8 protein-coding genes are annotated in these 10,562 nt (G+C 59.7%); all 8 read right to left on the bottom strand.

From position 1 onward, the window contains the following. Positions 1–451: PepSY domain-containing protein (locus KF784_18330; protein ID MBX3121021.1), on the bottom strand; the 451-nt coding region annotated here is incomplete at its 3' end. A gap of 825 nt (positions 452–1,276) precedes the next feature. After that, positions 1,277–3,511 carry a TonB-dependent receptor gene (locus KF784_18325; GenBank protein MBX3121020.1) on the bottom strand — a complete coding sequence of 745 codons (2,235 nt, stop codon included), beginning with the start codon at positions 3,509–3,511 and terminating at the stop codon, positions 1,277–1,279. Positions 3,512–3,642: 131 nt separating this feature from the next. Continuing rightward, a complete protein-coding gene (locus KF784_18320; protein ID MBX3121019.1) occupies positions 3,643–4,089 on the bottom strand; it encodes a hypothetical protein in 447 nt (148 codons plus the stop codon). 140 nt (positions 4,090–4,229) lie between these two features. Continuing rightward, positions 4,230–6,584, bottom strand: coding sequence for a TonB-dependent siderophore receptor (locus tag KF784_18315; GenBank protein ID MBX3121018.1), 2,355 nt, complete (start codon positions 6,582–6,584; stop codon positions 4,230–4,232). A gap of 174 nt (positions 6,585–6,758) precedes the next feature. Next, complete coding sequence (locus KF784_18310; protein ID MBX3121017.1) at positions 6,759–7,157, bottom strand: hypothetical protein; 399 nt, start codon at positions 7,155–7,157, stop codon at positions 6,759–6,761. Between the two features lie 183 nt (positions 7,158–7,340). After that, entirely contained in the window at positions 7,341–9,557 is a 2,217-nt protein-coding gene (locus KF784_18305) for a TonB-dependent receptor (protein ID MBX3121016.1), read from the bottom strand. 174 nt (positions 9,558–9,731) lie between these two features. Then, positions 9,732–10,103, bottom strand: coding sequence for a hypothetical protein (locus tag KF784_18300; GenBank protein MBX3121015.1), 372 nt, complete (start codon positions 10,101–10,103; stop codon positions 9,732–9,734). Between the two features lie 149 nt (positions 10,104–10,252). Beyond that, the coding region (locus tag KF784_18295; protein ID MBX3121014.1) for a hypothetical protein at positions 10,253–10,562 on the bottom strand (310 nt) is incomplete at its 5' end.

Here is a 10,562-nt window from a genome sequence, read left to right as displayed (position 1 = left end):
GCCCATAACTGCGTACCCCTGTCACCCGGGCCCGGTAGGGATCGACAAAAATCCGCTGCCAGGCTTTCGACGGCTGCTCCATATAGACGGCCATGACCCGTTCGCGAGTCGTCGCCCCATAGACCTGCGTGATACGACTCCCCGGCGCCGCCGCCCGTTCCGCCGCCGCCAAAATCTCACCGATCGGCCGGTGGCTACTCTGCCCCTCTGCAGGCGCGTCCACCGTCAGCACCGTCGGATTCAGCCACTCGTCGATGTCCTGAAAGAACACCAGGATACTGCCCGTCAATCCGAAGACCACCAGCAACGCCCCTACGATCAGGCCCACATAGAGATGCGCCTGCACCCACCACGTTCGCCACATTCGCGCGCGACGGTCCCGTACTCCGGCTTGCACGAGCTCGCGAGCTACTCCCGCATTCGACGAAGATGTGACGGCTCTACCAGACATGCGACAGACACTCCTGTGCCCTGCAGACGCAGCATCGCGGCAGTGATACCAAGGTCCTCACGGAAGTCCCCCTTCGAGCGACAGACGGACGCCGGGTGAAGACGTATTCCACAACACGGCTCCATACCCCTCGGACCCGCATCGGGACGGTGGCTATTCAGTACGGATGAAACGGGTGATCAGGAGTACGTCACGGGAGGACCGCGGCCGTGGGCCGCAATTTGAAACAGGGTGCGATAGGACAACAGGAGCACGACCAGCGGCACAAACTCAGAGACCACAATCGGGAGACGTGGTACGTCCGGAAGGATGAACGCCGTTTCGTCCTGCGTCACCGTGCAGGCCCAGGTCGTCAGGGGACTTGCCTCGGCTTGACCGTGGTGACAGGGATCACGGTCTCCCCCGGCATGGAGATGGAAACTCCGAGAGGTCGGCCGTTCGAAATCAACAAAGCACGTGTGACACACGAAGCCGGCAACCACACGGATAGCCACCAACAGACAGGAGACGACAAAGAGCATCTACGGGGCCCGCCCCGTTCGCCCACGAAGAGGCATGATGTGGAGGACGTCGTTCACCAGACACACTTTCGATCTAGGTGTAAGACCCCCTACCATACGAAACTACTTCCCTCATGTCTACTACCTCCTGCTCACGGATGCTACATCCGACGGTCCGTCACGGAGATGGATGGGCCTCGCACCTGCCGGTCGGCAGGTGCGGAGGTTGAGAGAAGGGCGAGCAATCGCATTGAGGCTTCCTTCAAACAGCCACGCTCCCGCCTCACAAACAGCGACATTGACGATCTTTGGGCGAAGATCGCAATCAGAACTTCATGTTGTAACCGACTGTCAATACGGTGCCTCGCCCACCCGTAATCCCGGTTCCGACGATTTGTGCCTGCGGCAGGAAATACATCTTGTTCAGAAGATTCTCGACCCCGAGCCGCAGATACCCGGGCCCGGCCTTGATCGTGCTGTAGAGATCCACGATCACATAGCTCGACACCGCCAGACTATCCCCGCCGCGTCCCGCCAGAAATGCCTCGTGGGACTGACTACGCGTTCCGGAGTACAGCATCTGAATGCGATTGCGCCATTGCCACTCCGGCACGGTCTCGTGCTCAAGGTACGCAGTCAATTTGAGCGGCGGAATACGAGCCGTAGTTAGAGGCGTGTAATTCCCGTCATTCGTGAGGTCCGCTTTCCCTTTTTGATAGGTCAGGGTCCCGCCGATTCGCAGGCGATCGCTTGGCCGCGCATCCACCGCCGCCTCGATGCCTTCGATGACTTCCGGCACCTGTTGAAGTTGCCCCGTCAGGAGGTTGAACACGGCCCCGAATTGAGAGGTGCTGCGGAATAGCGACAAGGAGGCGCTCAAAGGGCTCCACGTGCCGCGAAGCCCAACTTCATAATTCCGCACACGAATGGCCTTCGGCTTCACCGATTCCAAACTACCCGACGGCTGGAAAGCAAACGAGTCGGCCAGGCTCGGCAGCGAAAAGCCTTCGGAGTAGTTAAAGAACGTGTTGATTTCCCTTGTGAGATCAACCACTGTCCCTGCGTTGAACACCGTGGCGCTGTACCCGACCGTCCCCCCCTGAATAGTGTTCTGGATGAAGTTGATAAAATCCGACGCCTCCAGGCGGACATCCTCGTATCGTACGCCGCCCCGCAGCAGCCATCGCTCATGAGGATGCCACTGCATCTGCGCGAACGTCCCGATATTCCGAAGCAAGGTTTTGCCGGTTTGCTCGACACCGTTTTTCGTGAAAATACGCCCTCCGCTGGCATCGAATTGCGCATTATCGAAGAACGTTGAACGGCTCCCGCCGTTTTCCACGATGTAGTCGGCGCCCCACAGAATCTCAGGATCGCCGTAGAGGGGAATCGGCGTCGTCGCCCAGAACCGACCGCCCCATTTACGCGAATCCTGCGAGCCTTGCTGGAGGGGTCCTCCGAACGCACGCGCATCCCATGGCTGATACCGGGTCGAATTATTCATGTGAAACAGCTGCGTCTTGATCTGACTTCCCCATAACGACCGGTGCGTGTACTCCAGATTCACATTCGCGTTCTCCCCAAGCTGTTGGTCGTCCAGCTGCATCCCCGATAGATACCGCTGTTTGCTGCGAAAGCAGCCGGGACTCTGCGGAGTGGGGCACACCAAAGAGCCAGCCCCGTCCACGATGAAATCCGAGTGCTGGCGGTGTTGCAGATAGTTCACGGAGAGTTGCAACCGCTGCTCCTCGCTGAACTGATAGCCGATCTTGGTAAACAGATTATAGGTATTTGAGTTCGCCACACTCCCGATGCCACCGCCATGACTGGGCATCGCCCGATCTCCCTGGGCATCAAAGGTCCCGCCAATATGATTGAATGCGCCGGTCACCACATAGTCGACCGCGCCTTTTTTCCCCGAGACTCCTTGCGTGAGAGTGCCGCCGATGCTCTGCCCCGGGCGGCGCGGCGCGATGTTGAGGCTCGTATCGCTCGTATAGACTGGCTTGCCGTCCGTCCCTCTCCTGGTGATGATGTTGACAAGCCCGCCTGTCGCGCCGTTGCCATACACCGCCGTGGCGCCGCGAATCACCTCGATTCGCTCGATCGCGCTCGGATCGATCGTGAACAGGTCGCGACCCGTCATCGGACTGGTGTTTTGCGGCACCCCGTCCACCAACACTTGAATGTCACGCCCGCGCAAGGTTTGTGCAAACGACGTGGCGGTGCTCTGGTCCGCCTGGCTGAAGCCCGGCACCAATTTCCCCAACAGATCATTTAACGCTCGTGTGGGCGAAATCGTGTTTTGTTGCTGAATCTGCTGCTCCGTGATGACGGTGACCGACCCCGGAATCGTCGCAATCGACTGCGGTGTGCGCGTGGCGGAGACCACCACTTCAGGCATACCGACCTCCGGTACCGTTTCCGCGTCAGCCGTGGGCGCTGGCAGGGGCTCCGCCGAAAATCCAGGCCCTGCCCCCAGTACCCCTAAGACAATGCCCATCCCCGTGACACATCGAGACAAAACGGCGCCTCTCGCGGCGCAGGTTGACCAACGCATGCGTTCCCCTTTCGACCCGATTCATGTAGGTCGCGCAAGAATGACCTCGACACCAATCGCGCAGCTGGCCGACGAGCGCAGGCCGTCTGCGTGGCAACGGATCGGTCGAGAAACAAGTGACTGGAATTGAATCAGTGCGCGAGGAACGGGGGACCGCGGCCATGAGCCGCGACCAGCGGGCGGCCAGGATAGGACCACATCAGCAGGATCAACGGCAGGAAGAACGATACAAGTACCGGCAGACGAGGGATTTCCGGCAACACACATGCTGGTTCATCTTTGTTGACCTGACAGGCCCAGGCGGTTACCGGATCGACTTCGACTCGGCCATTGTGACAGGGGGACCGGTCGCCGGCGGTATGTAGATGGAAGGAGCGGCGCTGTGGCTCTTCAAAGTCGTAGAAACAGGCCGCGCAGACCACCGCCGCGATGACCCGAATGATGATCAAGAGGCAGGCCGTGCCGACCGCCAAAAATGACAACCGTCGATCAAGCGGCCTATGGGGGATGAGGCGTACCGGCGAATGCACGAATCGATCTCCGCAGTAATACTGTTCGACTGTACGCAGCCATTCCATGGCCTGTCTACGGATGCCTGCTCACAGTTGCTACAGTCCGCACCGCGATTTCGCGGTGCGGACTGATATTCTCCCGGCGACTCGGGAACCGGGCTCTCGACATGTCACCGTTATTGTGTCCTCGCGCACGTTTCACGCCGTTAGAACTCCATCCGGATCGATCCCAGGAAGAAGCGCGGAGTCCCGATGTCGATCCGGCCGCGACCCAATCCTGCGCTGCTCGGGAAGTATTCCTGGCCTAAAAGATTGTCGACGTTCAGTTGCGCGGTGAGTCGTGTGGGCCCCACGTGTATCGTATAACTCGCCATCAGGTTGACGAGGACATATCCCGGCATCTGGTAGTCGTTTTCCCGATTGCCGTCCCGCTCGCCTCTCGCCACCACCCCGGCCCCGACTTTCCACCCAGTCAGACGCGGTTCCTGGAACCGGTAGGTCGTCCACAGGCTGCCCGCATGTTTCGGGACATTGGGGAAGCGATTGCCGACCGTGCCGTCGTTCATCTGAGTGATGACGGAATCGGTGTACGTATAGGTCGCGATCACATCCAATCCCGGGAGCACTTCTCCGGCGACGTCCAGTTCGATCCCCTTATTGCGCGCTTCACCCGTTTGCACGGAGAACCCCAAGGCGGCCAGCGCGGGATCGGGATGGCCCGTGGCCACATTCTGCTTTGTCAATTCAAACCAGGAAAGGGTCGCCGTCCAGCGACCATCGAAGAGATCGGTCTTGATGCCGGCCTCCCACTGCTGGGAGGTTTCCGCTCTCAGCGGCGCCCCGGTTACTCCCAGCGCTCCGACATTCGGGACACCGAAGCCTTCGACATAGTTGCCGTAGAACGCGAGTTCCTTGATCGGCTGCCACAGCAGACCCACACGCGGAGTGACGGCAGACTGCCGGCTGCTCGACACGGTCCGCGTCCCGCCGAACGTACTGTCGCTCGTGATCTCCGCGCTGTCGTACCGCAGGCCCGCCAATAGATGGAGATGAAACGGCAGTTCCACCTGGTCTTGCAGGTAGAGGCCGAACCATTTCTCGCGGAGATCGAACACAAAATTATCCGCCGGATCGGGAATCGGACTCCCGCCATGAACCGGATTAAAGATGTTGATGGAGGGAAAGGCGAAGTTATCGACGATGGTGGCGGTATTCTTGAACTGGTAGTAGTCCCCTCCCGCCAAAAGCCGGTGTTTGAGCCCGAACGTGTCGAAATGCCCGGTCAGATCGAGACTGGTCGTATAGGTCTTGTGTTTGTTGCCCTGGAAACCGGCGAAAAATCGATCCAAGGTTTCGTTGTCGGCCTGCAGGGCCAGCGGCAGCACCACCTGATCGTCTTCCTTCGTTGATTGCAGATAGGCCCGGTGCTGAATCTTCCACTGGCTGTTGAACTCATGCGACCAATTGAATCCGCCGAGCAGGGTCGTGTAGTCCGCCTTGGCGAAGGACTCGCCCAGGTTGCGCTCAATCGGCAGATTGGCCGGCCTGGTGCCGAGAGCCACGGTGCCATAGTCCGGACGGACTTTGCCCTTGCTGTATTCCCCGTCGAAGGTGATCTGCGTGCGGTTGCTCAATTTCCATTGCACCACCGGCGCAATGAACAGTTTCTGGTCATCGATAAACTCCCGAAATGAGCCCTTGTTTTCATAGGACATGTTGAAGCGATACAGCAGCGACCCCGATTCGTTGAGTTTGCTGGTCGCATCCAAAGCGGTACGGTAGAAATCGTAGGACCCGACCTGCTGCTGGATCGAATAGTAGGATTCTTCCAGCGGCTTCTTGGTGACGAGATTGATCATGCCGCCAGGCTGGATCCGTCCGTAGAGAATCGAGGCCGGCCCCTTCAGGACCTCGATCCGCTCCAGATTCGCCATTTCCCTCCGGCCGGTTTGCGTCAGGGCCGACTGGAACCGGGTTCCTTCCCGATAGTAGTCGAACGTTTCAAACCCTCGAATCGTAAAAGACTCGAACAGGCTCAGCGACTGATTGGCAAAGACTCCGCTGACATTGTTCAGCGCATGGTCGAGCCGCGTCGTCTGTTGATCCTTCAACACCTGCTGCGGAACGACCTGGATGGAAAACGGCGTTTCCATGATCGGCGTGTCGGTCTTAGTGGCCGTGGTGGCATGGCTGGCATGGTACGACTCCTGCTGGGCCATGACATACACCGGTTTGACATTCACCACCGGGACGTCCGGAGAGGTCGACTGAGCGCGCTCCGCCGGCGGCGGCACGGGCGGGGAGGGAGGGAGCGAACCGGCCGCCGTCTCGGTCGGCGCCGGCATGACCTCAACGGAGGCAGGCCCGTCGGCTCGCTCAGGTGCCGGAGCAGGCGCGGCCTCCGCCTTGTGCGTCGGCACCGGCTTATGCGGGCCGATACAGGCTGTCAGTGCGACGAGTGTGACCACGACCGACAATGAACGGAATGCGGCTCGACCCCACGGAGACACCGTGAGACCGGCCATGCGAATTCGAAAACGCGACCTTGTAGCGTGCGACATAACTTCCTCTCCTGCGGCCCCCTGTCGAAACAGAGCCCGCAGTCTGTGTCCGCCGGAGACAACCCGCAGGCCACTCGCCCTTCACAAGGCGTGCGGAACCGTCGTCGTGAACCGCCCGTCTCGGCCTGCGCGGGATCCGGCTCGTCAATGGTGATCGATGTGGTGACGGTGGAGTCAGACAGACGTGAGAGGAGGTCCGCGGCCGGTGGCCGCGATGAGGAAGCGGCCGCGAAAGGGCACGATCAGCAGAACCGTTACGGCCAGGGACGACACCACCAGAAAGAGTTGTGGCACATCCGGCAAGACAACGGCGGGATCGTCAACCGTGACCGCACAAGCCCATTTGACCAATGGATGCGCCGTGGCTCTTCCATGATGGCAGGGATCGAGATCGCCCCCGCCGTGGAGATGGAACGATCGGGTGTCCGGACGTTCAATCTCGTTGAAACACGTCGAGCAGACAAATCCGGCGACCAGCCGGATCGTAATCAACAGCAAGGCCAGCAACGCCACAGCTTGTGTACTGCGGCTCAACGGAGCGGACTGATGGATGCATCGAAACGGAATCTTCACGGATTGTCTCCACGGTCCAGGGGCGCGCTCACCCTACGAAACCGCACAGAGAATTGTCTACCGACGGCTGCTCACTCTTGCTACAGACGTGGCGGATACGAGGAGGTTGCCGAGCCGTTTGAGGGCGGCCCGGCAACCAGTCTGCTGACATCAGAGGGGCGGACTCGATCGATCCGGGATCGATCAATACGTCATCGAATAGCCGATCGTCGCCGTGGCTCCTCGCGCCGCGTAGTGAAAACTATTGGAGAAGGGAATCTGGTTGAACGCCGCCACATATTTCTGGTTCAGAAGATTCTCGATGCCGAAACGCAAGGTTCCCGGCCCGGCCTTCACCGTGCTGATGAAGTCCACCAGGAAGTATTCCGTCATGGAAAAGGGGTCTCCGGTCGGATCGAGGCCTGAATTGAAGGCCGTCAACGACCTGGTGCGACTGCCCGAATACAGGACCTGAACGCGATTCCGCCACTGCCATTCCGGCACCGTCAGATGTTCCAGATAGGCGGTAATCTTCTGCGGCTGAATGCTGAAGCCATTCAACGGCGTGCGCACATCCGGATTGAAGCCAATCGTCTGGTCGCCTTCCACAAATGTATAGGTGCCGCCGATCTTCCACCCTTCGTACGGTTGCACATCGAGCGTCGCCTCCACGCCGTAAATGGTTTGCGGTGCGCGCTGCAATGAGTTCGTGAACTGATCGAAATTCAGTCCCAGTGATGATTTCGAAATATATCCGGACAAAGATCCCTGCACCTTGCTCCAGTTGCCTCGCAGACCGAGTTCGTAGTTATTGACCCGCTGCGGCTGCAGATTGCTGAACTGAATGGCAGTGCCCGGCGTCACGGTTAAGGCCGAATCGATCGATCCCACCGGCACGTTGAAGCCTTGGCTGAAATTGAAGAAGAGGTCCAGAGGCTCCGTCAAGTGATAGACAAAGCCGGCGTTAAAGACCGTGGCGTCGAATCTGATGGTGCTGGCCGGCGAGAACGTGCCGACGCTGTCCGTGAAATCGCTGCTCGAAATCCCGATCCGCTCATACCGGACGCCGGCCCGCAGAACCAACGAGGAGAGCGGGGTCCACTCACCTTGGGCAAAGGCCGCTGCGGTTTGAAACACGCGCGAGGGTAGCAAGGCCGACTGCCCGATCTTGCTGAACACCCGGCCTCCAGAGGCGTCGAGAACGGCGGGGTCGTACAGGTTCTGCATCTGATCGCCATGTTGACTGGAGAAGTCCATCCCCCAGGTGATTTGCGGCTTGCCGTAGACGGGAATCGGGGTGGTGATCTCCGCCCTGGTGCCGAGCACGTCGGTTTGCGGCAGGCCCTGCAATACCTCCGTTCCTCCGAACGGCCTGACATCGAATGTCGGAAAGGTCGTCCGTTGACTGCGATAGTACCCTTGAATGTGCACGCGGCTGTTCAGAAAGAGATGGGGATGCGTATAGTCGGCGCTGATCTGCGTGTTCGTCAACTTCGGTTGGTCGTCGAGCGCCAGGCCCGGTACGAAGCGGGCCGTCGTTCGAGGTAAGGCATCCACATTGGGGTCAACGATGTAGTTCGTATCCTGCCGTGTCTGTTTTCGATTAAACGTCAGCTGAAATCGATGCTCGCCGAAGGTGGCGCCGAATTTGCTCAGGATGTTGTACGTCTTCGTATCGGCATAGCCGCCGACCCCGTTGGTCCCCGGCATGGTCCGGGACCCTTCTGAGTCGAACATGCCCCCCTGGTGATTGAAAGTGCCGACGATGTTGTAATCGAACCAATCCTTCTTCCCCTGGAATCCCTGCACGATGGTGCCGCTGAGTCCTCGTAAGACCCTGGTCAAGGAGCCGCTACCTTGCACTTCGGTATAGAACGCGGGTTTCCCTTCTCCGGCTTTTTTCGTGATGATGTTGATCAACCCTCCGGTTGCGCCGTTGCCGTAAATCGCGGTCGCCCCGCGCACGATCTCGATGCGCTCGATGGCGCTCGGATCGATATGCGCCAGATCCTGCTGGATCGTCGGACTACTCAACTGTGGCACGCCGTCGATCAGAATTGCGATTTGGCGGCCTCGAATCGTTTGCGTCGTCCCGGAATCCAGCGAGCCGTCGTTCTGGGACATGCCGGGTACCAGCTTCGGCAGAATCTGGCTCAAACTTCTCCCCGGTGAGACGGCGATCTGTTGCTGGATCTGTTCTTCCGTGACGACGGTGACGGACTGGTTCACATTGCCGATCGAGGTCGGGGTCCGTGTCGCGGAGATCACCACATCCGGCGCGTTCACGACCGGGATAGCATCCGACTCTTCCTGAACCGAAGGGTCTGCGGCCGACGCAAGCGGCAACGGGCACAGCAGGCCCAGGAGCAGGCCACCGATGACACGGGTTCTTAGCAACGAAGTATGGAGACAGTTACTCATGACGTCACAAATTCCTTTCCTCCGGGCGCAGAACGCCCTTCAGGGCAAAGGCGATTCGCACCCGCAGCCGCCCGGGCAGATGCGTCGAGGAGAGCGTTCTCCCGACAAGACGCACACACCAGGCGCACGCGCAGGCGTTCGACCTCTGTGGTTCAAAAAGCGTATGGGTGAACGTTACGAAAGAAGCGACTGCAGCGGCGGGGAGCGGCCCTTACCGGCAAGCAACAGGCTGTCCCGGCGGGAGATACCGAGGAGAGTCAGCGGAACCAGGAACGACACGATGATCGGCAACAGGGGGCTGTCCGGCAACACGAAATCCGCATCGTCCTGAGTGACTTCGCATGCCCAGGCGACGAGCGGACTCACCGGCTCGCGGCCGTGGTGACAGGCGTCATGGTCGCTCCCGTCATGGAGATAAAAGACGCGCGACGCGGGGGCGTCGAACTCGTTGAAACAGGTGGAGCAAATCCCGACGGCGAGCACTCGAATACAGGCCAGGAGGCAGGCGAGCCACAACAGGGCACGACGGGAGCGCACAATCGACATGGAGCGGATGATGGCGTCCACGAGTCCCTTACGTAGGAAAAACGGCCTCCACCCTACGCAAGCGCAGGCGAGCTTGTCTACAGACAGGTGCTCACGGTTGCTACAGTTCCGCACCGCCAACTGCCCACCGCGCTCACGGTTCGCCTCGGTTAGAACAACCCCAGCGTTACCCCTCCATAAATGGCCCGCCCGTAGCCTGCGAAGAACAAAGTCTTATTCGCATCGGGCGTGCTGTCGGCGATGACGCCGCCGGAGCCGACGTACCGTTTATCGGCTATGTTATCCAACTGCAGATAGAATTTCGCGAACCGGAACCAGGACGTAGGACTGAACTCCACCGTCTTGTGTAAATTCGCATTGAGGAGCCAGTAGGCCGGCGCGCCGACGGTATTGTTGTTGTTCAAGAAATAGCTGTTCCAATAGGTCGTCTCCAACCACCCGCCCCACCCGGATGAATGG

The organism is Fimbriimonadaceae bacterium, assembly GCA_019638775.1.
In the GTDB taxonomy this organism is placed as follows: Bacteria; Armatimonadota; Fimbriimonadia; order Fimbriimonadales; family Fimbriimonadaceae; genus JAHBTD01.
The sequence above is the reverse complement of the archived record's forward strand: the minus strand, read 5'-3'. Positions and strand labels throughout refer to the sequence as shown.